The 26,817-nt window shown below is 55.8% G+C and carries 25 protein-coding genes; 14 read left to right on the top strand and 11 right to left on the bottom strand.

Translation table 11 applies throughout. From position 1 onward, the window contains the following. Positions 1-240: 240 nt before the first annotated feature. From NZ823_11465 to argB, 7 genes are all read left to right on the top strand, one after another. Positions 241-684 carry an arginine repressor gene (locus NZ823_11465; protein ID MCS6805744.1) on the top strand — a complete coding sequence of 148 codons (444 nt, stop codon included), beginning with the start codon at positions 241-243 and terminating at the stop codon, positions 682-684. Beyond that, the gene (locus NZ823_11460) at positions 681-1,937 is read left to right on the top strand and encodes an argininosuccinate synthase (GenBank protein ID MCS6805743.1); all 1,257 of its coding nucleotides are present in this window, start codon (positions 681-683) and stop codon (positions 1,935-1,937) included. The genes NZ823_11465 and NZ823_11460 overlap by 4 nt, the downstream gene beginning before the upstream one ends. After that, positions 1,927-3,018 (top strand): hypothetical protein, encoded by a 1,092-nt coding sequence (locus NZ823_11455; protein ID MCS6805742.1) that lies wholly within the window; start codon positions 1,927-1,929, stop codon positions 3,016-3,018. The genes NZ823_11460 and NZ823_11455 overlap by 11 nt, the downstream gene beginning before the upstream one ends. Continuing rightward, a complete protein-coding gene (argC, locus tag NZ823_11450; protein MCS6805741.1) occupies positions 3,000-4,031 on the top strand; it encodes an N-acetyl-gamma-glutamyl-phosphate reductase in 1,032 nt (343 codons plus the stop codon). The genes NZ823_11455 and argC overlap by 19 nt, the downstream gene beginning before the upstream one ends. After that, positions 4,028-5,197 (top strand): acetylornithine transaminase, encoded by a 1,170-nt coding sequence (locus NZ823_11445; protein ID MCS6805740.1) that lies wholly within the window; start codon positions 4,028-4,030, stop codon positions 5,195-5,197. The genes argC and NZ823_11445 overlap by 4 nt, the downstream gene beginning before the upstream one ends. Then, positions 5,194-6,252, top strand: a complete 1,059-nt coding sequence (locus tag NZ823_11440) for an N-acetylornithine carbamoyltransferase (GenBank protein ID MCS6805739.1) — start codon at positions 5,194-5,196, stop codon at positions 6,250-6,252. Before NZ823_11445 ends, NZ823_11440 begins: the two co-directional genes overlap by 4 nt. A 194-nt stretch (positions 6,253-6,446) precedes the next feature. Continuing rightward, entirely contained in the window at positions 6,447-7,334 is an 888-nt protein-coding gene (gene argB / locus NZ823_11435) for an acetylglutamate kinase (protein ID MCS6805738.1), read from the top strand. Positions 7,335-8,909: 1,575 nt separating this feature from the next. Here argB and argH read toward each other — a convergent pair. The 11 genes from argH to NZ823_11380 form a co-directional block, all read right to left on the bottom strand. Then, entirely contained in the window at positions 8,910-10,298 is a 1,389-nt protein-coding gene (gene argH / locus NZ823_11430; GenBank protein MCS6805737.1) for an argininosuccinate lyase, read from the bottom strand. A gap of 8 nt (positions 10,299-10,306) precedes the next feature. Further along, positions 10,307-11,236 carry an LD-carboxypeptidase gene (locus tag NZ823_11425; GenBank protein MCS6805736.1) on the bottom strand — a complete coding sequence of 310 codons (930 nt, stop codon included), beginning with the start codon at positions 11,234-11,236 and terminating at the stop codon, positions 10,307-10,309. 128 nt (positions 11,237-11,364) lie between these two features. Continuing rightward, on the bottom strand, positions 11,365-12,804 hold the full coding sequence (locus tag NZ823_11420) for a bifunctional folylpolyglutamate synthase/dihydrofolate synthase (GenBank protein MCS6805735.1): 1,440 nt from the start codon (positions 12,802-12,804) through the stop codon (positions 11,365-11,367). After that, positions 12,801-13,658, bottom strand: a complete 858-nt coding sequence (gene accD / locus NZ823_11415; protein MCS6805734.1) for an acetyl-CoA carboxylase, carboxyltransferase subunit beta — start codon at positions 13,656-13,658, stop codon at positions 12,801-12,803. Before accD ends, NZ823_11420 begins: the two co-directional genes overlap by 4 nt. Before the next feature lie 182 nt (positions 13,659-13,840). Beyond that, positions 13,841-15,436, bottom strand: a complete 1,596-nt coding sequence (locus NZ823_11410; GenBank protein ID MCS6805733.1) for a carboxypeptidase-like regulatory domain-containing protein — start codon at positions 15,434-15,436, stop codon at positions 13,841-13,843. A gap of 92 nt (positions 15,437-15,528) precedes the next feature. Then, a complete protein-coding gene (locus NZ823_11405) occupies positions 15,529-16,101 on the bottom strand; it encodes a cysteine dioxygenase family protein (GenBank protein MCS6805732.1) in 573 nt (190 codons plus the stop codon). A gap of 218 nt (positions 16,102-16,319) precedes the next feature. Beyond that, positions 16,320-18,098, bottom strand: coding sequence for an SLC13 family permease (locus NZ823_11400; GenBank protein ID MCS6805731.1), 1,779 nt, complete (start codon positions 18,096-18,098; stop codon positions 16,320-16,322). A 617-nt stretch (positions 18,099-18,715) separates the two neighbouring features. Continuing rightward, positions 18,716-18,997, bottom strand: coding sequence for a hypothetical protein (locus NZ823_11395; protein ID MCS6805730.1), 282 nt, complete (start codon positions 18,995-18,997; stop codon positions 18,716-18,718). 388 nt (positions 18,998-19,385) lie between these two features. Next, positions 19,386-19,967 carry a hypothetical protein gene (locus tag NZ823_11390; protein MCS6805729.1) on the bottom strand — a complete coding sequence of 194 codons (582 nt, stop codon included), beginning with the start codon at positions 19,965-19,967 and terminating at the stop codon, positions 19,386-19,388. An 88-nt stretch (positions 19,968-20,055) separates the two neighbouring features. Then, positions 20,056-20,169: a hypothetical protein gene (locus NZ823_11385; GenBank protein ID MCS6805728.1), complete on the bottom strand. Its 114-nt coding sequence runs from the start codon at positions 20,167-20,169 to the stop codon at positions 20,056-20,058. 314 nt (positions 20,170-20,483) lie between these two features. Next, the gene (locus tag NZ823_11380) at positions 20,484-20,639 is read right to left on the bottom strand and encodes a hypothetical protein (protein MCS6805727.1); all 156 of its coding nucleotides are present in this window, start codon (positions 20,637-20,639) and stop codon (positions 20,484-20,486) included. Between the two features lie 139 nt (positions 20,640-20,778). On the opposite strand from NZ823_11380, the gene NZ823_11375 reads away from it, so the two are divergent. The 7 genes from NZ823_11375 (at position 20,779) to NZ823_11345 (ending at position 26,805) form a co-directional block, all read left to right on the top strand. Next, complete coding sequence (locus tag NZ823_11375; GenBank protein MCS6805726.1) at positions 20,779-21,828, top strand: gluconolaconase; 1,050 nt, start codon at positions 20,779-20,781, stop codon at positions 21,826-21,828. 4 nt (positions 21,829-21,832) lie between these two features. Next, entirely contained in the window at positions 21,833-22,477 is a 645-nt protein-coding gene (locus tag NZ823_11370; protein ID MCS6805725.1) for a site-2 protease family protein, read from the top strand. Between the two features lie 11 nt (positions 22,478-22,488). Continuing rightward, positions 22,489-23,472 (top strand): tryptophan--tRNA ligase, encoded by a 984-nt coding sequence (gene trpS / locus NZ823_11365; GenBank protein MCS6805724.1) that lies wholly within the window; start codon positions 22,489-22,491, stop codon positions 23,470-23,472. Between the two features lie 80 nt (positions 23,473-23,552). After that, positions 23,553-24,347 (top strand): segregation/condensation protein A, encoded by a 795-nt coding sequence (locus NZ823_11360; GenBank protein MCS6805723.1) that lies wholly within the window; start codon positions 23,553-23,555, stop codon positions 24,345-24,347. Next, on the top strand, positions 24,344-24,946 hold the full coding sequence (gene scpB / locus NZ823_11355) for an SMC-Scp complex subunit ScpB (protein MCS6805722.1): 603 nt from the start codon (positions 24,344-24,346) through the stop codon (positions 24,944-24,946). The genes NZ823_11360 and scpB overlap by 4 nt, the downstream gene beginning before the upstream one ends. Beyond that, positions 24,947-25,696 carry an rRNA pseudouridine synthase gene (locus NZ823_11350; protein ID MCS6805721.1) on the top strand — a complete coding sequence of 250 codons (750 nt, stop codon included), beginning with the start codon at positions 24,947-24,949 and terminating at the stop codon, positions 25,694-25,696. A 497-nt stretch (positions 25,697-26,193) separates the two neighbouring features. After that, positions 26,194-26,805, top strand: a complete 612-nt coding sequence (locus NZ823_11345) for an RNA 2'-phosphotransferase (GenBank protein MCS6805720.1) — start codon at positions 26,194-26,196, stop codon at positions 26,803-26,805. Positions 26,806-26,817: the final 12 nt, after the last annotated feature.

Below are 26,817 nucleotides of genomic sequence, written 5' to 3'. Positions count from 1 at the left end.
AAACCGGCTTCGCTCTGAGCCCACCCTCTCGGAAATGCACTGGCGCGGCTTCCAGACAATGGTCTCAACACTGCCACGCCCGCCAGTCGCCACGTGGCGACCGGCGCACATCACGCAGGCTCAGGCTCACGCCACCCCAGCAATGAATTTCACCAATATGAGATGGCTCGTTGACAAACGAGCCAACGTTGCCGTATAAGTATGCATCTTTTTCGCGTTCATGCAGAAAAGGTGCATATTATGCAGACACATCTCGACAAGAGAGAACGACAACGCACCTTGCTGGAGATCATCCGGGCCAAACCGGCGTCTACGCAAGCGCAATTGCAGCGCCGTTTGAAGCAACTGGGCATTGTCGCGACGCAATCGAGCATCTCGCGTGACCTTACGGAACTGGGCATCATCAAGCTGGGGGGCACGTATCGGCTGCCTCACTTAGAACGAGGCGAGTCGCCGCTCGTTGACGTATTGGAAGCGGACACTGCTGGCGACCATCTGATCGTTTTGAAGACAGCGGCGGGACAAGCGTCGGTCGTCGCCGTCCGCATTGATCAGGCGCAGTTGCCGGAGGTTGTCGGGACGGTTGCCGGCGACGATACGATTTTCGTCGCCGTCAAGAATCGCGAGGCTCAAAGTCGCGCCATCAAGCAAATTCTTAATCTCTTCAAAAGGAAACGCTCATGACGCACACACAACAAGTCAATAAAATCGTGTTAGCCTATTCGGGTGGATTAGACACCTCGGTCATGCTCCACTGGCTCAAGCAGCAGTACGGCTGCGAGGTCGTCTGTTTCACAGCCGACGTTGGACAAGAGGAGGAGCTCAGCGGCTTGCATGAGAAAGCGTTGCGCACCGGCGCGTCAAAAATCTACATTGAAGACCTCAAAGACGAATTCGTGCGTGATTTTGTCTTCACGGCGGTGAAAGCCAATGCTGTCTACGAAGGGTGTTATTTGATGGGCACATCGTTGGCTCGCCCGTTGATCGCCAAGAGACAGATTGAAATTGCCCGTCGTGAAGGGGCCGATGCTGTGGCGCACGGGGCGACTGGTAAAGGCAACGATCAAGTGCGCTTTGAATTGACATACTACGCGCTGGAACCGACCATCACGGTGATCGCGCCCTGGCGGCAGTGGCCGTTCCGTTCGCGCACTGAATTGATCGAATACGCCGAACAACACCGGATTCCGGTGGCCGCCAGCAAAGCGAGGCCCTATTCGATTGATCGGAATCTGATGCACAGCAGTTATGAAGGCGGCATTCTGGAAGACCCTTGGTTGGAGCCGCCGGAAGACATTTTCTTACTCACCAAATCGCCCGAACAAGCAGCACCGACGCCGGCCTATCTGGAGATTGACTTCATTGAAGGCGTGCCCGTTTCTCTCGATGGCCAACCGTTTGAACCAGCGGCCTTGCTGCAAACGCTCAACAGCATTGGCGGCGAACATGGCATTGGGCGCGTGGATATGGTGGAGAATCGGTTTGTCGGCATGAAATCGCGCGGCGTATACGAAACGCCCGGTGTGACGATCCTGCACGCGGCGCATCGCGCGTTGGAATCCATCACACTGGACCGCGAAGTCATGCGCCTGCGAGACACGTTAGGCACAAAGATTGCCGAATGCATCTACTATGGCTTCTGGTTCTCGCCTGAATTCGCGTTGTTGAGGTCCATGATTGAACAAACACAGCGAAATGTCACCGGCACGGTGCGCGTCAAGCTCTACAGAGGAAATTGCATGATTGTTGGCCGGAAAGCGCCGCGTTCGTTGTATTCGCACGACCACGTCACGTTTGAAGCGGACGAGGTTTATCAGCAACGCGATGCCGAAGGATTCATCAAGCTCAATGCGCTGCGGCTGAAGTTGCAGGCGCTGCTTGGTGATTCCGCCGCTCGCTACCATCTTGCCACGGAGGTCACGCCCCATGAACACTGAGTATGCTGTCTGCCCGCAGGCCATCCCGCTTGTCAGCTCGCTGCCAACCGTCATTCGCGTTGACAAAATCGCCTCAGCGACGGTCAATTTGGCGTTGGATGAAGAAGTCGAGATCGGCTTCCCAGCCGAGCCACGCATCGGTGATGTCGTTGTCGTTCGCACGCTGACCGACAGCGCCACCTACAATCAGCTTGAGCTGACCAGCGGCCGATTGGCGCGTATCAATCCCCACGACATCATTGTTGGTGTGCTGGGGCGTCGAAAGGCGCTCAAAGGATTTGTCGGGGACGTGCCGGCGCGTGTAGCGCCGGGCGATCGGTTGCACATCTTGAATCTGGGCGGTGTCATCGGACGATGCACGGGCCATCACCATGCACTGGGTAATCCGATTGAAGCTGAATTGCTCGGCGTCGCCATGCGTGATGGGCAGGTGCTGAATATCGGTCAGTCAGCAATTGACACCATTGAGCAGTTGAACAGCAGCGCGCCCATTGTCTTGATCGCCGGCACTTGCATGAACTCAGGAAAAACGCAAGCCGCTGCCGAACTGATCAAGCATTTCACTCGGCATGGTTATCGCGTAGCCGCTGGCAAGCTGACCGGCGTGGCCTGCCTGCGCGATACGCTCAACATGCGCGATCACGGCGCCGTCAAAACGCTGAGCTTTCTCGACTGTGGGTATCCTTCGACCGTTGGACTGCCTGACATCGCGCCCATTGCGAAAACGATCGTGAGCCATTTGAACACGGTGCGGCCGGATGTCATCGTGCTGGAGCTGGGCGACGGGTTGCTTGGTGGGTATCAGGTCGGCACCGCGTTCGATGATGCAAGTTTCATGCGATTTTGCTCGGCACTGGTCTTTTGCGCCAGCGATTTCGTCGGAGCGTGGGGTGGCATCCAGCTTCTGCGGCAACGCGGCATCGAGATTCACGTCATCACCGGCTCCACTACTGACAGTCAGATGGGGATCGAATTCATCGAGCGCGAATTCGGCATTCCTGCTGCCAACGCGCTCAACGGAGGCGAATCGCTGTTTGCCATTGTTCGGGAGAAAGTGGACGCATGGTTAAAATCAGCGTAGGCATTCTGGGTGGGTCAGGCTACGGCGGCAGCGAGCTGTTGAGGATTTTATTGTTTCATCCCAACGTTGAAGTCAAGCTGGTCACCGCGCACGAGCACGCGGGCAAGCGCGTTGATCAGGTTCATCCGAATTTGCGGCGGCTGACCGACCTTGTCTTTACTGAGACGGTCATCACGGATCGGCTGAACGAACTTGACTGCCTCTTCCTCGGCTTGCCTCACGGCGAGAGCATGAAATTGGTTCCGCGCTTGCCGGCATCGGTCAAGATCATTGATCTGGGCGGCGACTTCCGATTGAACGATGCTGCTCTGTTTGAGCAACACTACGGACAGGCGCACACAGCCATCGCTCAACAAAAGGAATTTGTTTATGGACTCAGCGAGCTCCATGCTCGTCAGATTGCAAAGGCGCGCTGCGTGGCCAATCCCGGTTGCTTTGCCACGGCCACGTTGCTTGGATTGGCTCCGTTGGTTGCGCATCGTCTGTTGCGTGGCAAGATCATCGTAGATGCGAAGACGGGTTCATCTGGCTCCGGCGCTAAACCGACAGCGAACACGCATCATCCGAAGCGGGTCAACAGCTTTTTCGCGTACAAGACCTTTGCGCACCAGCATCGGCCTGAAATCGTTCAAACACTGCGGTCGCTCGATCCTCAGTGGCAGGACGGGCTGATTTTTCAGACGCACTCGGCGCCGATGGTACGAGGCATTTTTGCTTCGATCTACGCCACACTGCAAACTCCGATGAGAGCCGGCCACATCGGGGATGTGATGAGCCGCTACTATCGCGACTGTTTCTTTGTTCGGCTGATTGACGGCTCGCCTGATGTCAATTGGGTCAAGAACACAAACTTTGTTGACATCGGTTGGGCAGTCAGCGGCGATGACCTGATCGTGTTTGTCGCCATTGACAACCTGGTCAAAGGGGCTGCCGGACAAGCTGTGCAAAACATGAACCTGATGTTTGGACTTGAAGAACAGACCGGGTTGATCTGGCCGGGGAGTCATCCATGAGCGAACACGTGCGTCAGCTTGAAGACCGCTTTCAACTGCCGACCTACAAGAAATTCCCTCTGGTCATCGAGCGTGGCGATGATGTGTGGCTGTTGACCGATCAGGGGGAGCGTTATTTGGACTTGTATGGCGGCCATGCCGTCGCTGTTACTGGTCATTGCCATCGGCGGGTTGTGGCCGCGATTCAGCGGCAGGTGGAAAAACTGATTTTCTACTCAAACCTGGTTTACAACGACGCTCGCGCTGAAGCGGTTCAGAAACTGATTGAGATTGCCCCCGTCGGATTGAGCAAAGTCTTTTTTGTGAACTCGGGCGCTGAGGCCAATGAAAACGCGATCAAGCTGGCGCGAAAACTGACCGGCCGAACAGGCATCATCTCGTTTGAAGGCGGTTTTCACGGGCGAACGATGGCGGCGCTGAGCGCTACCGGCTCAAGCAAATATCACAAGGGCATTGCCCCGCTCGTGCCTGATCACCATCACGTTCCGTTTGGCGATTTGCAGGCCGTCGCCGCCAAGATGAATGAGACCGTGGCCGGCGTTCTTCTGGAGCCGATTCAAAGCATGGCTGGCGTTCGCATGGCGTCAGCCGAGTTCTACCAAGGATTGCGGCGGCTGTGTAATCAATATGGCGCGCTGTTGATCTACGATGAGGTCCAGACCGGCATGGGGCGCACCGGCGAATTTTTCTTTGCGCCACGCTGGGGCGTCACGCCCGACATTATGACATTGGCCAAAGGCATCGCCAGCGGCGTGCCGATGGGCGCCGTGCTGGTCACCGAGGCCATCGCGTCGCGCGTCGGCTATGGCGACTTTGGAACGACGTTTGGTGGCGGGCCGCTGGCTTGCGCGGCGTTGACGGCCACACTTGAGGTCATCGCGCAGGAACAATTGTTGGACAACGTGCGCCAGCAGAGCCGTTACTTGATGGAACGCTGTCAAGCACTGTCCAGCGTTGAGCAGATCACCGGGCTGGGATTCCTTTTAGGAATTCGCTTCAAGCAACCGGCAGCGGCGTTCCAGCAAGGCTTGCTCCAGCGTCGTATCCTCACCGGATTGGCCGATGACCCGCATGTGTTGCGGGTGTTGCCGCCGCTGACGCTTCGTCAACCAGAGATTGATCTCTTCATCAATGCCCTGTCACAGGTAGAGGAGGAGTTGCTATGAAACAGGCCACCGATTTTGCGCAAGCGGCGCCGCCGATACTGGCGTCGTTGAAAGGTCGTTCATTTCTGGCGACAACCGATTTTAGTCGTCCTGAATTGTCGGCGCTGTTGGACCTGGCCATTCAACACAAGCATGGATGGATCACGCCTGGACTGCCACTGGCCGGCAAAAGTGTGGCGTTGGTCTTCTTCAATCCATCGCTGCGAACGCGCGCTTCGATGATTGTGGCGATTCAGCAATTGGGCGGCGTGCCGGTCGTGCTTGACGTTGGCCAAGGCACATGGTCGCTGGAATACCGTGAGGGTGTGGTCATGGACGGCGACAAAACCGAACACATCAAAGAAGCGGCAGCGGTGCTCGGCACGTATGTCCACGCCATCGGAGTGCGGTCGTTTCCGCGGATGCAGGATTATGACGAAGACAAAGCGGAGTTGGTCATCAACGCCTTCAAGCGCTACAGCCACGTCCCGATTCTCAATCTCGAATCAAGCATGCACCATCCCTTGCAGGGGCTGGCTGATGTGATGACGATCAAGGAGAAGTTCGGCACGGTTGACCAGCGCAAAGTCGTATTGACGTGGGCTTATCATCCCAAGCCGCTGCCGATGGCCGTGCCTAACACCTTCGCGCTGGTCACGGCGCAATATGGCATGGACCTGACGATTGCTCATCCACCGGAATACGAACTCGATCCGGACATCATGGCTGAAGTCCAGCGACAGGCCGCGCTCAATCAGAGTCGCGTCCGCGTCGTGCATGATATGGCCGAAGCCTGCCGGGGCGCTGAGGTCGTCTATGCCAAGAGCTGGGGCAGCCGACATTACTATGGGCGCCTGGACGAAGAACGGCAGATGCGACAACAATACAAACACTGGATCGTCACACCTGAGATCATGGCACGAACCAATAACGGCTACTTCATGCACTGTCTGCCGGTGCGGCGCAACGTCGTCGTCGCCGATGAGGTCTTGGATAGCCCGCGCTCAATCGTTGTGCATCAGGCCTCAAACCGATTGCACATTCAAAAAACGCTCCTCTCATTGTTGTTGCAGTGAACGGTGGCCTCAGCATGGAGCGCGCACTATCAAACCGCGTCGCGATATTCAGTCATCCGTAGTCGCAGTGAACGGTGGCCTCAGCATGGAGCGCGCACAACTGACCATCGGCCGGATCGCTCACGAGCGGGATGCTTTCGCGTATCGTGCGACAGCGTTCGGCGCAGCAACTCACCACCGATCATCGAGGTTGTATGGATAGCAAACAACTTGATCTGCTCCGGGAAGCGCTTCCCTATATCCAACGATTCAAAGGAAAGACGTTTGTCATTAAACTGAGCGGGCATGTCACCGAAGAGCCGAGCATTCTCGAATCGTTGGCCGAAGAGATTGCGCTGTGCCATCAGGTCGGCTTCCGCATGCTCGTGGTGCATGGCGGCGGCAAGCAACTGACCGAACTGGCTGAACGGCTCGGCGTGCCTCAAACCATCATCAATGGTCGCCGCATCACTGATAGCAGCACATTGGAAATTGCGAAGATGGTCTTCGCTGGCAAGATCAACACAGACATCTTATCGGTGCTGCGTCGGCTGGGCGTGCCAACGGTCGGGCTCTCCGGGCTCGATGGCAACATTATTCGCGCGCGGCGCCGCGAGATTCAACGGATCGTCAACCGCGAAACGGGCGCCGTTCAACTGGTAGATTACGGTCATGTGGGAGACATAGTCGAGATTGACGCGCAGTTACTTCGACTCTTACTCAATCATGGCTATGTCCCTGTCATCTCATCGCTCGGCGCTGACGATGAAGGGAATGTCTACAACATCAATGCTGATACCATTGCGGCTGAAATTGCCGTCTCGCTTCAGGCGGAAAAGCTCGTCAACATGACGAACGTGGATGGGATTTATCGTGACGTGAACGACCCACATAGTAAGATTTCGCGATTGACGCTGGCCGAAGCTGAACAACTGGTCGAGTCAGCGTGCATTGGCGCGGGCATGATTCCGAAGCTGGCATCGGTCATTTCGCTGCTGCGTCGAGGCGTCAAAAGCGCGCATATCATCAACGGCTCTCGACGCAATGCGCTGCTGCAAGAAGTCTTCACCGACGAAGGCATGGGCACGATGATCACGTCGTAGGGAGCGTGAGATTGTAGAATTGTGCTTCGCCAAGCAACCTCTGGGCATGGGCACAATGATCAACAAGGAAAACGTGACTGATACCAATAGTCCGGAGAAAGGCGATGTTTGATGAAGCCAACCGCCTATGGTAGAAGGAGTCCCCATAGGGAACCGAGTCAATGGCCGGTGACACGCCACTCTGCCTGTTCCCGCAGACGACTGGCTCGGATCCCCGAAGGGGACTGAGTTAATGGCCGGTGACAACGCCACCGGATGGGCAGTACCTTCCAGCCCAACCCTGAAGCGGTTGAAGTCCTGGAGCAGTGCGACCCTTCCACGCTGGATTCCGTAGTCGCACTCACGCATATTGACTGGAGCCCTTTTCAGCGCTTGAATCGGGACGTGCCGGGCACGTTTGTTGAAGGACACGGATCATGTCAAATGGCGAGTGAGGATCGCACATCCCCGCTCAGTCAGCTCAGACTGACTGAGCGACAACCTGAGATATTCACTCGGGATTTACTTCGGCGGCGGCAGCAGTAGCCGTCCACCAGAAGGTAGCCAGACGTGCAACCTCGCGGAGCTATCATCCTCAATTCCTCACGCCTTCAACAGCGCCGCCCGTTCTTTCACTGGCTTGTTCAAGCTCTCCGATCACTGGCCACAAACGCGCACGTCTCAGAACAACAAAACAACCGCCTCCACTTGCGCATGGAAGGGTAGGCTCACCCCATCTATCACGAAATTGGATTAGCCCACTCAACTGTTTCGACCGCGCTGTACGAGCCACACTAGAGCGGTTTGCGAATCAATCTACCCTGGGGCGCGCACTTGCAGCGTGCATGAGCCCGCAGGCCGGCGCTGCCCGGGTAAAGGCAATGGAAGATCGCTAGAAGTTAATAAGAAGCTCACGGAACATGGATGACACGGATTCGGCTGATCAACGCGGATCAATCCGTGAAAATCCGCCGCATCCGCCGCATCCGCGTTCTATCCAAACTCCACGAGCTTAGAGCGGTTTGTGAATGAGTTTACCCTGGGGAACGCACGGTTCCAACATGCATTAGTCCGCAAGATGTGGGGCCCCAGCTAAACGCAACTGAAAATCGCTCTAAGTAGGTGGACAAACGCTCTGGGACATTTTGGGGGGACGGGACGTTTTGGCGTGCGGTGAGGTGTCACCGCTTTCCGGCGAAAGCTGCGACACGTCGCAGCACTCCAAAAACGCCACTAACTTTTGTCAAGTTACTTAGCCTCATATCACTGCTTCCCGCATGCTCTCATCCTGCCGGGATACTTCAATGCCTGAGACCTCTTTCCGCAGCACTCCAATAACGCCACCAACTTTTGTCACGTTACGTAGAGCGATTTTCAATTGCATTTAGCCTGGTTGCCCCGCATCTTGTTGCGGGCTGACGCACGCTGCGAGCGCGCGCCCTAGGGTAAACTCATTCACAAATCGCTCTAGAGCATGCTCTCGAAGATAGAATCTTGCGAGGTGACTTCGGTGGATAACATCCGGATTCTTTAGTTCCTTCGCTGAAAATGGTCACGGAGAGCACAGAGAGGGCAGAAGGCTCTCGATGGATCGAGCTACTGACTCAAGCGCCGTTTGGCTTCCTCCACAGCTTCGGTCACACGTTCTGGAGCTGTGCCGCCCGCTACAGCCTTGCCGGCCAGCACAGCATCGAGTGACAGAACTTGATACACATCGTCGTCAAATAGCGAGGAAAATTGCCTGTACTCGTCCAGTGAAATTTCGTCAAGCTGTTTGCCCTGCTCCAAGGCAGACAGAATGACTCGCCCGACCAACTCATGCGCTTGGCGAAATGGTATGCCTTTGCGCACGAGATAGTCAGCCAGCTCGGTCGCGTTCAGGTAATCTCGGCTCGCAGCGGCAATCATGCGCTCCGGGTGAATTTTGATGCTATCCAAAACTGTTCTCATCACTGACAAGCAGTCTGTCACTGTATCAATCGTATCAAAGAGCGGCTCCTTGTCTTCTTGAAGGTCTTTATTGTAGCTGAGCGGCAGTCCTTTCATGACTGTGAGTAATGCGACGTGATGGCCAAAGATGCGACCGGCCTTGCCGCGAATCAGCTCCAGCGCGTCCGGGTTCTTTTTCTGCGGCATGAGCGAAGAGCCGGTGGCCACTGTGTCGCCAAGTTCGATGAACCCAAACTCCGCTGTCGAGTAGAGGATCAAATCCTCAGACAATCGGCTCAGGTGCATCATGATGAGCGCCGCTGCGCCGATAAACTCGATGACGAAGTCCCGGTCGCTGACGGCATCCAGGCTGTTGCGAGAAATCTCACCAAACTCCAGCAGCCGTGCCAGCAATTGCCGATCAATCGGATAATTGGTCCCGGCCAATGCGCCTGAACCGAGCGGCAACACATTCACGCGCGTGCGCGCATCGGCAAGCCGTTGCCGGTCACGCGCGAACATTTCAAAATAGGCGAGCCAGTAATGCGCCAACAGCACCGGCTGCGCTTTCTGCAAATGCGTGTAACCGGCGATGGCCACATCCTTATGCGCTTCGGCCAACGCTATTAGCGCTTGCTGTAAGTTTCGGAGCTGCGCTTGCGCCTCATCAATTGCCTCTCTCAAATAGAGTCGCAGATCAGTGGCAACTTGATCATTTCGGCTGCGCCCGGTGTGCAGCTTGTAACCGACCTCGCCGACCAATTTCACCAGCTCAGCTTCAACGAAGCTGTGCACATCCTCGACGCCCTGCTCGATGCCTGCGTCAATCCATTGCGGTTCGTTCTGGCCCCGTTGAAGGATGACCTCTAAACCGGTCCGAATCTTGCCGGCGTCTTCATCGGTCAACACGCCGGCCTGTCGCAACGCCTCGGCATAGGCCAAGCTTGCGCGAACGTCGGCAACGAACAGCCGCCGATCAAATCGAAAAGAAGCATTGAACCGCGCGAATTGTTCATCAGTGTGGCCGGTGAATCGTCCGCCCCATAGTTTCGTCATACCTCTCCTCAACTGACAGCCGCTTCTTCGATGGAGAGCACAGCCTGCGCGCCTGAACAATCCAGTCGCACCTGAACGCCCAAGGGCAGTACCAGATTACCCACGTCGCTATGTCCGGAGCGCAAGCCAAACAGGACCGGCACAGACAATCCTTCAAGGCACGAGTGAATCACCTCAATGATGGTATAACCTTGGTCAGGATGCTGCACGCAATCGGTCATCTCACCGAAGATCAGCCCGCGCACGTGCTCCAATTTGCCAGCTAGTCGCAAATGGGTCAGCATGCGGTCAATTTGATATGGCTTGGAGGCATAATCTTCGAGAAACAAAATCGTATCGCGGGTATCAAGCTCGTATTCTGTTGCCAGGCTACATGTGACCATCGGCAAGCAGCCGCCAACGAGTCGGCCTTGCGCTATGCCGCCGCGCAGAATCTGTGTGCCGCTTGTATCAACGTTACCGGCAGGCTCGGCGCGACATAGCACGCGATCCAGCAAATCCCCATCGTAATAAGGGCTGCCGCCGGCAAATTCACGTGTGATCATCGGCCCATGAAACGTAACCCAATGGAACATGCGCTGAAAGTAGATCAATAACGTGCTGATGTCGCTGTAGCCCATGAAAATTTTGGGATTGGCCCGAATCACATCCCGATCCAGCAAGGGCAACAACCGCACTGTACCATACCCGCCTCGCGCCGCAATGATGGCGTTGACGTCAGGATCAGCAAACATCGCGTTCAACTCTCCTGCGCGCCGCTCGTCCGAGCCAGCCGTATACCGCCATTTATCGAAGATGGAATCGAAAAATTTTGTCCGGAACCCCAATCGCTCCAATTCGCGGATGCCAGCCTCCAATAGCGCCGGCTGGATATTGCTGGCTGGAGCGACAACGCCGATAGTGTTGCCCAGTTGTAATCGAGGCGGTTTCGTCATCATCTTCGGACTTCACACCTCAGATTTCTGCCTCCTGCCTTCAGGCTCCTGCTTCCCGACCCCTACCTTCTGCCTTCTGTCTTCTAACCCCTGACTCCTGGCTTCTGACTCCTGACTCCTCCCTCCTGCCATTAGACTTCAGACACATGAGGGGCGAGCGCCGGCGATGAACGGCCAATGGCCGCGAGTCGGCGACTGACCGTTGGCCAGAGCTGTTTGACGGCGCCAACCAGATAGAGTGAACCGGCCACACAAATCAGGCCATTGGGTGGCGTCAGAGCTAGCGCCTGCCGCATCGCCTGCTCAACAGTTCGCGTGGTCAGAACGTGGCGGCAAAACGGCGATACAAGCGGCTCAATCTCATCTGGGTCTGCCGACCGCTCATTCTCCACACGCGTCAAGATCACATGGCGTGCCGGCGGAAATAGCAGTTGAGCCATCTCTGCAATCTGTTTATCGCGCATCACGCCGAACACAAAGGTGATGGGCACAGACAAGAAACGCTCTAAGAAGCTGCGCAGCGCCACCGCGCCGGCTCGATTATGAGCGCCGTCCAGCAGAATCGCAGGTCGGCCTCGACCGCCATTGGATGAAGCGCGACGCCCGCCGTTCAGTCCGGCGTCTGTTGAGGATTGAAATGGGACGAGCCACTCCAACCGTCCAGGCCACTGCACTACTTGCAAACCAGCAATCACGGCATCCGCGGGCACGCAAATTCCTAATTGGTTCAGCATCTCAGCGGCGCGAATCACCACAACGGCGTTCTCAATCTGATGATCGCCCGGCAGGCTCAATCGAATGCCGCGATACTCGCGCTCGTCGGTGCGAAGACTGAACCGGACACACCCATCGGCGTCAATTTGATCCACACAGACACGCTCTCTGAGATGCTGTGTCCATTGAGGCTGGAGCCCAAACAGTTGACAACGTTGCTCGATGACTGAGCTGGCGGCCGGCCGCTGCGGCGCGACGACGACAGCCTTCGTCGAATTTTTGATGACGCCACTCTTCTCTCTGGCAATGGCCTCAATCGTGTCCCCCAAAATGTCTTGATGATCGAAATCAATCTGACTGATCAGAGCCATGAATGAAGGAGCGACGTTCGTGGCATCAAGCCGGCCGCCCAAACCCACTTCCAACACGGCAACGTCTACACGCTGTTGGCAAAAATGTAAAAAGCCCACCGCCGTCACGTGTTCAAAGAAAGTCGGCATCGAACTCAATTCACCGCGCGAGACTAACGTTGAGCCAACCTCCCACACACGCGATGCGTGCGCGGCAAACTCTTCCGGCGTAATGAGTCGGCCACCCACTTGAATGCGCTCGCAGATGCTGACCAGATGAGGCGATGTGTATAATCCCGTTCGCCATCCAGCCTGGCGCAGCACCGATTCCATCATGGCTGAGACAGAACCTTTGCCGTTTGTGCCGGCAACGATGATCGAGGGCACAGCGTCCTGCGGTTGACCTAAGCAGGTTAACAACCGCTGCATGCGCTCCAGGCGAAAATCGGCCGTGACAAGCTCGTTGCCACGTCGAATCAAATAGTCAACGATTTGCTGATAGTTCACGGCCGCCCATCCATCATGAAGCCGAGCGCCTGAATCAGGTAGGAGCGTAGTTCCTGACGTTTGACGACTGCATCGAGCATGCCGTGCTTCAGCAAAAACTCGGCGCGTTGAAAGCCTTCGGGGAGTTTCTGGCGGATCGTCTGTTCGATGACGCGCGGTCCGGCAAACCCAATCAGCGCGCCCGGCTCAGCAATATTCAAATCACCTAACATGGCAAAGCTGGCAGTGACGCCGCCGGTGGTCGGGTCTGTCAGCACCGAGATGTAGGGCAATCGTGCCTCATCGAGCCGAGCTAAGGCGGCAGAAATTTTGGCCAGTTGCATCAGGCTATACACACCTTCCATCATGCGAGCGCCGCCTGAGCAGGAGACGATGATCAGCGCCGCGCGCCGTTCAATCGCTGACTCAATCGCCCGTGTGATGTTCTCGCCAACAACCGAGCCCATGCTGCCGCCAATGAAGTTATATTCCATGGCTGAGATAATCGTCCGATAGCCGCCAACCCGCCCTTCGCCGGTAATGACGGCATCCAGTAAGCCGACGCTTTTTTGCATCTCTGCGAGCCGCTGCCGATAGCTCTTTTTGTCAACAAACTTAAGCGGGTCGGTGGAAGCCAAGTTGCTGTTGAGTTCAACGTATTGACCCGCGTCAAACAACATAGCCAAGCGTTGTCGTGCGCTCACCTTGAAGTGATACCCGCATTTGGTGCACACGCGCAGGTTCTCCTCCACATCTTTGCGGTAGAGGATGGCCTGACAACCTTCACACTTGATGAAGACACCTTCGGTCTTCACCGTGCGCTCGTGTGACGGCTCAATGCGTTGCAGTCGTTCCTTTCGTTTGAATAACGGCATAAAAAAGAAGGCCAGATTGTAATGATGCGTCAGGAGCTTGTCAAAGTGAGGTCTCGGCCAATATCCATCAAGCGCCGAGGCTCTGGGCGACGATGTGCAGCACCAAGCCGTCACCGCTTGTTGTCCAACTCGACGGCTTCAGCAGCTTGCGTCTCTCGGCGACGATGCGCAGCACCAAGCCGTCACCGCTTGTGTATCTCCAGGGGCGTGACTTCGATGTCCTCAATTTCTCCAGCCCGCACGCTGAGGTCGCCGGCCCGCGAACGGTATTTCCGTACCCAGGATTCGCCGCCGAATCCGACCGTGCCATCAATCGTGAAGACTAAGTAGCGACCGGCAGGCACGCCTTCGATATGAAACGGTTGCTGACCATCGCTCCAGCCGAAGCGATAGTTTCGCTGATCGGCCCACAATGCAGGATCGGCGGGAACCAAGATCACCTGATACGACGTAGACTGCCCATCAGACTGACGAACATGGCCGCGAACAGTTCCGACCTGGTCGGAAAAGACCAACCGAATATTAGAAAGCTTCTTGCCGGCTTCCACCAACACCTCGTTGCGCGGCAATTCGACGTCCCCACGATAGACGCCTTGCAAGAAGTACCTGTGATTGATGGCCTGCGCTGTAAACCGCACGCGGGCCGATGGCAGCCCGCCGAGGATAAACGTTCCATCAGGCTCGATCTTGATCCGCAGCGAACCAATGCCCGATGGTACCTGTGGATTGGTCGGCGTTAGTTCAATGGTGGCATAAATCTGATCGGGGTGACTGATGGGACGGCCACCGATCAGCTCGATGCGACCAACAATCTGGCCGCCTTCCGGCAATTGAATGTCATGTTGGACTGTCCCTTTGGAGGCGACGTTTATTTGTTGTTGGATCGGCGTGACGTTCTGTGTGGTGGGAAAACTCTGCAAGTAGAACCGTCCGGGCGGCAGATCAGTGAATTCATACTGGCCGTCAGGTCCGGTCATTGTGCTCAACGAGAGCTGCTCGCCATACAGCGTGAGATGAAGACCGGCGACCGGCTGACCTGACGAGCCGATGGTCACCTTGCCGGTCAACGTCACGCCACGATTGGATTGGAGTTGAAAATCAATGCCTGTTAATTCACTGCCGCTGCTCAATGAAAGCACGGTCGCTTCTTTCTGCAGGATCGCGTCGGGATAATAGAGCACGCCGTAAGACGCCTGCCGACTCATATTCTGCGGCACATGACAACTCATCACGTATTCACCTGCCGGCAGTCCGAAAATGCGGTAGACACCGCGATCGTCCGTTTGTGCTTGATTGACCTGGCGCAGGTAGCCCTGTTGATCTTTTTGCCACGCGGTGACCGATACATTGACGAGCGGATCACCGTCTTCATCGGTCACTTTGCCGGTGATGGCGCCGCCGCTGGTCAGCTCGATGTGTAGGTCGGTGATCTCTTGCCCTTCCTCCAGCGTGAGCTGCATGGAGGAGTCGCCCCCGGATTGAGTGCCGAGGTATCCCACTTGATAGACTTGCAGGCGATAGACACCGGGCCGCAGATTATCTAGCACGAATTTGCCTTTTCGGTCGGTCACCGTACTGGGAGTGGCCTCGCCATGCGTGGACGGCGACTCCAAATACAGTTGCACGGTGGCAAACTTGACCGGTCGCCCCCGGTCTGAGACGACGGTGCCGGAAATCCGGCCTTTGGGCTGTTGCATGCCCATCGTCGAACTGACACTGAGCATCACCGATAACACTGCGACGATAGGCCAGGCTATGCGCTGATTGCGTTTGCTCATACTCGATTCACCTCACTGACGGCAAGCACTTGATACGGCCAGACGTCATTCTGTTGCATCCATTCCCCTCATGTCATCAACTCGACTGCCAATCACACATACCCCATGCGAACGGTTCGGCAACGATGATTCTCAACGTCGTAGATCACCGACGTCTCGGACGGATGCGTACAGATATGTAAGCTGATCGCTTGTTGCGAACCGGTATTTTCCGTCCGATGGATCGTTTCTGGCTCATTCACTTCTTGAAATACTTCGCCGGCTGATATAGTGTAACGGTGCGTCTCTTTCAAATAAACCGAATTGATTGGACTCCAGTTGATGTCCGGTTCATGCTGCTCAACAGCTCCACTTCGGAGTTTGATGAAGGTGATAATGGTCAATTGACCTTGAATGACCGTCAACCACCCCACTTGATCACGATGTCGGTGAACCATCGAACGCTGCCCTGGTTCCCAACACAGCAGAACCGCTTCAAAGAGATTGTCTTTATGAATTAGATTACGCGTATAGGTGCGTTCATTGAAACGAATATATGGCTCCAGCGATGCCAGTATGACGGGATGATCCCGCAGGTAACTTGTCACGCTCTGATTCGTATGCTCACCACCCAACAATCTCCCCATGTCTTCGACCAATTGCATAATAGACACATTGACGCTCATCCTTGCCTCCACTCCTTCGATGTCGGCACAGGCTATGCCCCTGCCTTGCATCGCTCATAAACCCGTGCCGCCAGCAAATGGTAACACACCGGCTAGAGATTACGGAATGTTAGCTGCGCCTTTGAGCGATTTCCAAGCGCCCAAACGTGCAACCAACCGGAGGCTGACAGGTGCTCTTGCCGAAACTCACGGCTTCAATCCGACCACCTGATCAACGACTAGAACGGCCAGATCAGCGGAATCAAAAGCGTCGCCAAGAGCCAAAACAGCAGATTGAGCGGCCCTCCGACTTTGACAAAATCAATGAATTTGTATTGTCCGGGTCCGTAGATCATCGTGTTGGTTTGATAGCCAACCGGCGTCATGAAACTGGCCGAGGCGGCAAATGTGATCGCCATCAGAAACGGACGCGGATTGACATCCAAGGCTGCGGCTGTTGAAATCGCAATCGGGGCCAGCAGCGCCGCCGTGGCGTTGTTCGACATAGTTTCGGTCAGCAGCGATGTCAGCAAATAAAACGCCGAGACCAGTGCGACCAATCCAAGATCGCCAACCGTCGAAACAAGGTATGACGAGATGAGCTGGGCAGCGCCGGTCTTTTCCAGGGCCGTCCCTAACGACAAAACGCCGGCCAGCAGGAAAAGAATTCTCCATTCAATTGCCTGATAGGCTTCCTCCATCGTGAGACAGCCAAGCAACACCAGGAGAATCGCGCCGCTGACAGCCGCCACGACGATTGGCGACAACTTCACCGTGGCGGCTAACACAACGCCAAACACAATGGCGACCGCCACAATGCTTTTATCGCGGCGAAACTCGACTGTCTGCTGCTCGCTGACCGTAATAAAATGCCCGCTTCGCTTGAACGCATTGAGTCGCGCGCGATGGATGGCCACCAACAAAACATCGCCGGCACGCAACACGGTGTCGGAAATTTTTTCCCGCAACAATTGCTGGTGATGCCTGATCGCCAGCACCGTTCCACCGTAGTTCTCGCGGAAGTTGGAGCGTTGCAGTGTGCTGCCTACCAGCGGGGAATTGGGAGCAACCACAACTTCGAGCAGTCGGTACTCATCTGACATGAGGTGTTCGTCGTCCCACTTCGCTTCCGGTTTGAGTTTGATGCCTTCGCGTTCCTGCAATGCGCGAATCTTTTCCAGATTGCAACGGACGAGCAACACATCGCCAGCGCGCAGTGGCACGTCGCCAGTGGGCTGATGGATCACCACGCTGTCGCGGCGAATTTGCACAATCGTAATATCCAAATCATGAACGAGCGGCGTGTCTTTTATGGGTTGCCCGACCGACGGCCCATCGGGCAACAGCACGATTTCCGTCAGGTATTCGTTCAACGAAAACGCTTCGGTCAAATCCCCTTCCCCGCGCCGATTGGGAATGAGTCGAATGCCGACCAACAGCATGTAGGTAGCGCCGACGATGAACATGATCAAGCCGAGCGGCGTCAACTCGAACATCGAAAACGGCGCAAGCCCATGACTCTCGGCGATTGAGCTGACCAGGATGTTGGTCGAAGTCCCAATCAGGGTACACACGCCGCCGAACATCGAAGCAAATGAAATCGGCATTAAAATCTTCGACGCGCTGATGTGCATCTCTTTGGCCACGCCCAAAAGGATTGGCAGAAAAATCGCGATCACCGGCGTGTTATTGATAAACGCTGACAGCAGCCCGACCAGCACCATCACCGCGAGCATGGCGATCAAAAAATTTTTTTGGAAAACCTGACTGACAAACACGCCGAGCGAGTTGACGGCGCCGGTTCGAAACAATCCTGCGCTCAGCACAAACATTGCGCCGACGGTGATCGTGGCTGCGTTGCTAAAGCCTGAAAGCCCTTCTGCCGGTGTGATAATGCCGCTCAGTAAAAGCAGGGCCATCACGAGCAGGCTAACGAGATCAACAGACAGCTTTTCCGTGACAAACAAAACAACGGCCAGCAGCAATACCGCTATGACGAATAGAGTTTCAAAGTTCATGGCCAATTTCGATACCCACGCACAAACCTACGACGCTTCATTCATCGTTCATCTCGGCCAAAGAGCAAAAGCGAGCAACTCTTCCGATTGAGTTCGGATCGAGATTGCCGCTCATCATTGGCCTGACCCAGAAGGGCTACGTGTCAGAGAGCAGCCTCCGCTTGCTGATGCTTACCACGAGCGAATTGTGAAAAACAGACTCGTTAGCGCCGCCGTGTGATTGAGCTACCAATCTTGCCGAGAGTGGGCATTGTATATCCATCGGCGCAAGGCAAGCAAGCGAATGAAAAGGAAGGGCCGGCTCACTAGCGAAAGATCGGCAGCCAAGCGCACGTGGTGCCCCCAGCCAACTGCACACAGTGCTCCCAGCCAACTGCACATAGTGCTCTTCAGCCAAGTGGACACAATGTTCCCCAGCCAAATGCACATAGTCTCCTCTAAAAATCGCCCACGAAACACACGAACCTCACGAAAGAATTGTATTTTCATCGTTCCTGGTGAGCGCGGAGCAGATGGGCGATTCCCGACTTTATCTTGGAGTGCGCCGGCAGAGCGAAGCGGCGACGGCGCTTTCTCGTCAGAAAAAGTGGCGCAGGCGTTCCCGCCTGTGGCGTTTTTCATCGTTTCTGGGCGTCGTCCCGCACGACATGAACAACTCCTCTGAAAATAGCCAGTAGAGTAGGAGAATGAGCGATGCCACCAAGTGACACGGCCCACTCCCCCCTCGTCGAACCGGACGTGCGGATTTCCCGCATCCGGCTCTCCCGGAAATGCTCGCCAGTGAGCCCCTGCTTGGCTTTCTGGCCCAGCTTCTGTCTCAGTTGAGAAAGTTTCACCGGCAGGCCATCCCCTGGGATCGCCCCCGGTTCCTCCGTAGTGGGATTGATCTCTTTATCCAAGCGGCTTTCTCCTCCTCTTACAGAAACGTCTTTCCGGTCAGACCCCTTCGCTCCACGATCCTGACTCGCTTCCTCGCTCCTAGGGGCCTGTCCGACTCGCGTCCCGAGTCCTCCGGCAGGTTATCTCTTCCCTGCCGACGGGCGGGCCATCGGCCCCACTCAGGCGGGTCTCCCAGGTTCCTCGACCGATCTATCCCCGCGCGCTGTCCCCTCTCACCCCGGAGCGTCCGACGGGTGCTCACGCTCGTTTCTTCCCCGCCGATGGCAGGCTTCAGCTTACCCGGCAGACTGGCCACGCTCATGTCGTGTAACGAGGCCGTACTGGGTTCGCTCTCGCTACGGCTCGCCGGTTCGCCGCCCAAGGCTCCGCCAGCCGGATTACTCCGACTCACGCTTGGTGGGCTATGTTGTACGAGCAATTGACATGGTCAACACCTCTCAGTTGACTAGATCGGCCAGGCTTGGCCTGGCGTACCAGATTGCACAGATTCACACCGATGGTTCTCTCGGTGACAATCGGTGCAATCTGTGGCCGACGCCTCCTTCGAAAATAAGCATTCTTATGCCTCGTGGCGTGCGATAGCACATAGGCGATTCTCCCCCACCGGTCATACGTGTAACGAACGCCGGCGGCCATCTCATCTGTCAATCGCCCCAGCGCGTCGTAGGCATACCATTCCGCCGGTTGTTGCGTGTCCCACATCCATACGATCTGCCCAGCGTTGCCAGCCTGCGGCCCAGCTTGCCCCGCTGAGGCCTCATACCCGTAACTGACCTCAAACAGCGTGCTATTGTTGCTCGTCTTGACCGCTATCTTGTTGGTCAACTGAAAGCGCTGGCTGTTGAAGGTGAACTCTTCTCGCGTGTTGTTCCCCAACACAACCTGCGACACCAACCCCGTGCCCACTTGATACGTCACATTCGACACATACGTGTTGATCACGCCACCACCAGCGTTGACACGTTTCACACCGCGTGAGCCGACCCACGCTGTCGCGGAACCTCTTGACGCGCCGGCCACTGGGGTAAATCGTCTCGACCTGTTGATTGGCTTCGTCCTACACGTACTGCGTCGTGTAGCTGACGTTCTCCATGCCCCGCGTCACCGACGTCACGCGCCCAAGTGTATCATAGCTGTAACTCTCCGTGCCAAGCTCGTCGCTGACTTGCATGAGCTGTGCTGGAATTGTCGTTGAATAGTGTAATTGGTTTCGCCTGTCGCAATCACACCGGAAGGCAACGGGCCGCCACCTGTACCGGCCTAAAACACCCGCTTGACCTGATTACGACCATCGTACTCGATATGCATTTCCACGCCGCGCGCATCACGTTTGCGCGTGACCTGATTGAAATGGTTCTACTGATAGATGACCGTGCCCGCTTCCGGCGTCGTTTGGCTGGTCAGGCGCATGAGCGCATCAAACTGGAATGAGCGCAATTGCCCGCCCTGATTACTCTGTGTCATCGTGTCCAGCACGTTGTAGCTCTAATACGCCGGTTGCGTTGGCGCTGTGATCGTGCCCAGATTACCGTTGTCGTTCGGTTCGTCCACGCGGATCAACCGGCCCAGCCCGTCGCGCACCTCCCGCTTCTTTCTGCCAACCGGATCGGTGATCCTGGAAAACGGCGATGGCTGGTTCATGAGGCTGAAACGTTTCAATCAACGCGCCAACGGAGGTATTGACCAGCGCTGATGCGAAGCAAGTTTCACGACCCACTAGCCAGTAAGAACATCGTTATGGTATAACCCTCCGGTCAATAGGCATTGTTCAGTATCACGTATGAGACCGATCATTCGCAGTGTGTCACCAACAGCGGGAGTGCAGCAGGGTGAAATTATCATCGCCTGTGAAAACTTTGACACGAGTGACTTCAAACAGTGTCACGTATGGTTCGGTGAACATGAAGGCCGGATCATCAGCGCCTCGCCCCATCGCATCATTGCCGCTGTGCCAAAAATCACCGGCAGCTTTGACCATCCCGATTCGCTGACCATCGAAGCGCGGGGCCAACAGAGCGACCCGGTTTATTTCGCCGTCGCCATGTTTGTGACCGATCAATTGCACCCGGTGACCAACCCGGCATTCGATCCGGAGAGCGGCAACCTGTATGTCACCTATAGCGGCAGTCGCGGACAAAAAACCCCATGTTCCATCTATAGCATCTCGCCCATGGGCGAGAAAAGCGAGTTCCTACACGATATTATGAATGCCACGGGGATTGCCTTTGATCCTCATGGAACGATGTTCGTCTCCAGCCGGTATGATGGGACGATTTATCGCATCTCACCGTTTAAGGAAGCAGAACCATTCGTGCAAGACCTTGGCGTGGCCACCGGTCTGGCATTTGATCGGCAGGGCCTGCTGTATGTCGGGGACCGAACGGGCGTGATTTTTCAGGTCAACGAGATGGGGGAAGCGCGCACCTTTGTTGAATTGGAACCGAGCGTTTCGGCTTACCATCTAGCGTTTGGGCCTGACGATCACTTGTACGTCACCGGGCCAACGGCTTCGAGCAACGAAACGATTTATCGCATCTCTCCTGACGGGATTGTCGAACCGTTCTTCACCGGACTGGGCCGCCCGCAAGGCTTGGCGTTTGACACGGACGGCAATCTGTATGTTGCTGCGAGTTGGCGTGGACGTCGCGGAATCTTTCGGATTACACCAGCGCGAGACGTCTCCCTGTTTGTCAGTGGGCGAACATTGGTAGGGCTGGTGTTTGACGATGCTGGCAACATGATCCTGGCTTCTACCGAAGGAGAGATCTATCGCTTGCCATTGGGAATTCGCGGTTATTTACTCGACATCTTCAACGAAATGGGGGCATGACACCTTGGAACGACATGTTGGTGATTTCATTCTGTATTTCCCGATGCTCTTGCTATCGTTGTCATTTCATGAAGCCTCGCATGCCTGGGTCGCCCACCGAATGGGCGATGACACAGGTTACCTGCTGGGTCGTGTTTCATTGAGTCCGATTCCACACATTGATCCGATTGGAACGCTGCTGTTCCCTGTTCTTGGTTTCTTCACCGGACTGCCGTTCATTGGCTGGGCCAAGCCGGTGCCGGTCAATCCCGTGCATCTGCGCGATGTGCGCAAGGGACACATGCTGATTTCCCTAGCTGGGCCTGGCAGCAACTTGCTGCTGGCCGCGTTGTTCCTCGTGATCCTGAAGCTGCTGCTGGTTTACGCCGATTCCAGCATCGGGCTGCTCGGCAGCTTGGCCGAACCGACATTCAAGCTGTTGCAGATCGGCCTGCTGATGAACATCGCGCTGGCTATCTTCAACATCATCCCCATTCCTCCGCTGGATGGGCACTGGGTGCTTTACCACCTGTTGCCTAATCACGCTGCGCAGGTGATGGATCAGATTCGTCCCTACGGATTTTTGATCCTCTACGCGCTGATGCTCACGGGGGTGCTGCAATACTTCTTCCTGCCCGCTTACGTTGTGGTCAGGTACTTCCTCAACTGAGTTCAAGCACTATGAAACGAGTCGTCAGCGGCATGCGACCAACTGGTAAGTTACATTTGGGCCACCTGGAAGCAGTGCTGAAAAATTGGGTCAACCTGCAAGACGAATATCAATGCTTTTTCTTCGTGGCTGACTGGCACGCGCTGACCAGCGATTACGCTGATACATCACAAATCCGCGCTAACACACTGGCGATGGTCTGCGATTGGCTGGGCGCCGGACTCGACCCCAATCGCTCGACGATCTTCGTCCAGTCGCTTGTGCCGCAGCATGCTGAATTGCACCTGCTGCTGTCGGCAGTCACGCCGCTTGGCTGGCTGGAACGTGTGCCAACCTATAAGGAAGCGAAAGAGCAAATCAAGGACAAGGACCTCAACAACTATGCGTTCCTTGGTTATCCCGTGTTGCAGGCAGCCGACATCTTGATTTACAAAGGCGAATGCGTGCCTGTTGGCGAGGATCAAGTGCCGCACTTGGAGCTGACACGGGAAATCGCTCGGCGATTTAATCATTTCTACTCGCCCATTTTCCCTGAACCAGAGGCTATGCTGGCGCCCGACCCGCGCGTCGTCGGCACTGATGGGCGGCGCATGAGTAAGAGTTATCGCAATGACATCAAGATCACTGATCCGCCGGAGCAGATTTGGGAAAAACTGCGCACCATGGTGACCGATCCAGCCCGCGTGCGACGCCATGATCCGGGCAATCCAGACGTGTGTCCGGTCTTCGCGTTACACCATCTGTATAGTCCGCCAGAAACAATCGCCCATGTGAACATCGAGTGCCGGCGGGCCGGCATTGGGTGCATTGATTGCAAGAAGCTACTCTATGAGCCGGTGATCCAGCGTCTGGAACCGATCGCCCAACGGAGTCGCCAGTATGAGCAGAATCTGGACGCCGTCACGCAGATTTTAATCGAAGGCTCGCGTCGCGCGCGTGAAGAAGCGGAAGCTACAATGCGCCAAGTCCGCGAGGCCGTCCGCATCGGAGTGTGACATGACTCAAACGCCGCTCTCTCACCGCGAGGATGCACAGAACTGGGAAGCACGTGATCAACTCTCCATCGGAGCGTGACATGACTCAAGCGCCGTTAGCTTACCGTGACGATGCACAGGGCTGGGAGGAACTCGATCAACTCTCCAGCTCCTATACGGTCAAACTGGAGATTTTTGAAGGACCGCTCGATCTGCTGCTGCACCTGATCAAACGTGAGCAAGTCAGTATCTACGACATTCCGATTGCCCGCATCACCGAACAATATCTGGAGTATTTACGCCTGATGCAGGAGATGGACATCGCGGTGGCGAGCGATTTTCTGGTCATGGCGGCCACGCTGATTTACATCAAGACCAAAATGCTCTTGCCGCGCGCGCCTGACCTGGAAGAGGGCGAAGAAGCGGAGGACCCCCGCCAGCAACTCGTTCAGCAATTGCTCGAATATCAGAAATACAAAGCAGCCGCCGAAATGCTCTGGTCCAAAGCAGAAGTGGAACAAGCGATCTTTGTCAGATCATCCACGCAGGTGGAAGGCTCTGAACACGAAGTGGCGGCGACCGTCTACGATCTGTTTGAAGCTTTCCGCAGAACGATGGAACGGTTGAAAGCCACGATCGCTCTGGAGATTGAACGCGAAGAAGTCACCATGGCGGAGAAAATCGCCGAACTGCGCCATCGCCTGAAAACAGAGGCACGGCTGGACATCACTCGAATGTTAGAGGAAGCGCGATCCACATCGGAGTTGATCGCGATTTTTCTGGCCGTTTTGGAATTGGTCAAACAATCGGTCATTCAACTGATCCAACAGACGGCGTTCGGTCAAATCATTGCCGTCAGAAACGCTCAACCAATACAGGCTGAAGTGATCGTATGAACGCAGAAACATCCGCTCACGCCCAACAGGAACACTCGGCAACATCCGCTCACACCCAACAGGAACACCAATCGCATTATTGGAAAGCCGCGATCGAAGCGCTACTGTTGGTTGCTGAAGAACCGCTCACTGTCAAACAACTGGCTGAGATTTTACAGTGTGGCGACACCCAACAGGTGGCTCGATGGGCTGATGAGCTGATGGATGAATTCAACGCACGCGATGGCGGCACAGAGATTCGTAAAATCGCCGGCGGCTATCGTCTCTCGACTCGACCGCAATTTCACGAACAGATTCGTCGGTATCTGCGCTTGCAACCATCGGCGCGATTGTCACTGGCTTCATTGGAAACACTGGCCGTCATCGCCTACAAGCAGCCAATCACCGTGCCTGAGATTCAGGAGATTCGCGGCAAAAGCTCGATCTCGTCCATCAAAACGCTGCTGGAAAAACGGCTCATCGTCCCCAAGGGCAGAAAGATGGTCGTCGGTCGCCCGATTCTATACGGCACATCGAAAGAATTTCTCGTGCAATTCGGCTTGAATGATCTTTCGGAACTGCCCAGCATCGAAGACTTCGAGGACCTCACCGTCGAATAAATGCAAGAGCGTTTGCAAAAGATCATCGCGCAGGCGGGCATCGCCTCGCGGCGCAAGGCTGAAGAACTCATCTTGGCGGGACAGGTCACGGTCAACGGTCAGGTAGTCACTGCGTTAGGCACGAAGGCTGACCCTGAACGCGATCACATCAAAGTCAGCGGCAAGCTGATCAATCCCCGGCTGGCCGCGCGGCAAAAGGTCTACATCCTACTGAACAAGCCAGCCGGATACTTATCGAGCCTGTCAGACCCAGCCCGACGACCGTTAGTGACCGACTTGCTGCCAGACCCCAAAACGAAGGTCTACCCGGTGGGACGATTGGACTTCAACTCGGAGGGGCTGCTGTTGCTGACGAATGACGGTGAATTTGCTAACTTGATCGCTTCAGCCAAAAACCAAATTCCTAAAACCTATCATGTGAAGGTCAAAGGCATACCCGGCGAGAAACAACTCAACTTGCTGCGCTCCGGCGTCGTCATCGAAGGACGGCGCACGGCCCCGGCAACGATCCGTGAGCTCAGACAAACGGCCTCGAACGCATGGTACGAAGTCACGATCATTGAAGGCCGCCATCACCAAATCCGCTTGATGTTCGACAAAATCGGCCACTCGGTTGTCAAGCTCAAGCGCGTGGCCATTGGGTTCTTAACCATCGGCAAATTGAAGCCGGGCCAGTATCGTCATCTGTCCAGCGCAGAAGTTCGGCGATTCTTTCACTATTCAGGCTCTGCCACCAGAAAGCCTGACTAGAGCGGTTTGCGAATCAATCTACCCTGGGGCGCGCACTTCCAGCGTGCATGAGCCCGCAAGGCAGGCGCTCCCCGGCTAAGGCAATTGAAAATCGCTCTAGAGGTTGCACGTCTGGCTCCCTTCGCATGCGCCGCTTGCGCGGCTTAGCAGAAAGGCGCGTAGCACGAGTCATCCCAACTGCCATCAGAAAATCGGAGACGGCCGCTTCGGGCGTTCTGCTGCTGCTCTCCATGTCGGTTCATCAAACACAACCTTTCTCTGTGCGATTGGTATTATGTCCCTGGCTGCTGGTTCCCTGACTCCTGCTGGCTTCTGACTCCTGGCTTCTGGCTCCTGGCTTCTGACTGCCGACCCACATAGGGCCTTTCTTCGGACGAGTGGCATACTCACCACAGCTTGGCAGGGCAAACCTCTTCTGAGCATCAAGGGTGAAATGATCACAATAACCCAAAGCCTTTACACGTCACGGCGCAGTCTCTATCATCTGTGCGGAGTCTATGGAATCGAACACGCCACCGCAATGGGTTCAACTGAGCCGTTTCATGGCGCTCATCTTGAGGCATCGTCCTGAACAGTTTGGCGTAGCACTGGATGCTCACGGGTTCGCGCACATTGATGATCTGTTGGAGGCCATACGATCCCGACCGCAGTGGGCGCGAGCCACGCGCGATGCGATCCTGGAAGTGATCCAACGACAAGATCGGCCGCGATTCGAACTGAAAGGCGACTACATCCGCGCTCTGTATGGACACAGCGTGCCCCAACGGATCGAATATACAGAAACTGATCCGCCTGAGTACCTGTATCACGGCACAACTCCAGCCTCGCTCAAACGAATCACCGTAGAAGGCTTGTTGCCGATGGAACGCCAATACGTCCATTTATCCGCCACACCGGAAGACGCTCGCCAAGTCGGTATGCGACGCACAGCCCATCCGGTGATTCTGCGCATTCGAGCGCGCGAAGCACAGGCTGCCGGCGCCCGCTTTTTCCAGGCTGACCCTCGGATTTACCTCACCAAGCGCGTCGCTCGACAGTACATCGAACCATTAGCCGATACACCGGATTCATCAACCTCACCGCCGGCTACGATTGAACATCAGAAGTGAAGCCTGGATACA

Source organism: Blastocatellia bacterium (assembly GCA_025054955.1).
GTDB lineage: Bacteria > Acidobacteriota > Blastocatellia > HR10 > J050 > JANWZE01.
The sequence above is the reverse complement of the archived record's forward strand: the minus strand, read 5'-3'. Positions and strand labels throughout refer to the sequence as shown.